We start from the raw sequence: 1,415 nt of genomic DNA on the forward strand, positions 1-1,415 counted from the left end.
CCGTCCGGGCTGTAGTAGGTGTCGTCGTAGGACGGCACCGCGTACGCGGCGGCACGCGCCTCCTCGGTCGGCTGCACCTGGATGTTGCGGTACTTGTTGATACCGGTACCGGCCGGGATGAGCTTACCGATGATCACGTTCTCCTTGAGACCGATCAGCTTGTCGCTGCGGCCGTTGATGGCCGCATCGGTGAGCACGCGGGTGGTCTCCTGGAACGATGCCGCCGACAGCCACGAATCGGTGGCCAGCGACGCCTTGGTGATACCCATCAGCACCGGACGACCCGCAGCCGGCTCGCCGCCCTCGAGCACCATCTTCTGATTCGCGGCCTCGAACTCGGCACGCTCGGTGAGCGAACCGGGCAGGAACTCCGTCGAACCCGAGTCGATGATCGTGACCCGGCGCAGCATCTGCCGCACGATGGTCTCGATGTGCTTGTCGTGAATCGACACACCCTGGCTGCGGTAGACCTCCTGGACCTCGTTGACCAGGTGGATCTGCACCTGGCGCGGGCCCATCACGCGCAGCACCTCGTGCGGGTCGGCCGAACCCTCCATGAGCTGCTGGCCGACCTCGATGTGGTCGCCGTCGCTCAGCAGGCGTTCGGTGCCGTCGTCGTGCTTGAACACACGCAGACGCTGCCGCTTGGAGATCTTCTCGTACACCACTTCTTCGGAACCGTCGTCGGGGACGATGGTGATCTTGTAGAAGCGGTCGTCGTCCTCCAGACGCACCCGGCCCGACACCTCGGAGATCGGGGCCACGCCCTTGGGGACACGCGCCTCGAACAACTCCTGGACACGCGGCAGACCGCCGGTGATGTCGTCACCGACACCGCCCTGGTGGAAGGTACGCATCGTCAGCTGGGTACCGGGCTCACCGATCGACTGGGCGGCGATGATGCCCACGGCCTCGCCGATGTCGACAAGCTTGCCGGTGGCCATCGACCGTCCGTAGCAGTGTGCGCACACACCGGTGCCGGTGCCGCAGGTGAGCACCGAGCGCACCTTGACCTCGGTGATGCCGGCGGCCAGCAGTGCCTCGATCGCCGGATCGCCCAGGTCGTGGCCACGTTCGACGACGACGTTGCCATCGGCGTCGACCGCGTCGGCGGCCAGTGTGCGGGCGTACGCGGAGGTCTCCACGTGCGCGTCGCGGATGATCGAGCCGTCCGGCTGCTTCTCGCCGAGCGCGACGTTGATGCCGCGCGGCGTGCCGCAGTCGGTTTCGCGGACGATGACGTCCTGCGAGACGTCCACCAGACGACGGGTCAGGTAACCCGAGTCGGCGGTACGCAGCGCAGTGTCGGCCAGACCCTTACGGGCACCGTGAGTGTTGATGAAGTACTCCAGCACCGTCAGGCCCTCGCGGAACGACGACTTGATGGGGCGCGGGATGAACTCACCCTTCGGGTT

The 1,415-nt window shown here is 66.5% G+C and carries 1 pseudogene; it reads right to left on the reverse strand.

From position 1 onward, the window contains the following. A pseudogene (locus tag Q0627_RS10740) lies at positions 1-1,415 on the reverse strand (DNA-directed RNA polymerase subunit beta'); the annotation flags it as partial.

The organism is uncultured Gordonia sp., assembly GCF_937858515.1.
GTDB lineage: Bacteria > Actinomycetota > Actinomycetes > Mycobacteriales > Mycobacteriaceae > Gordonia.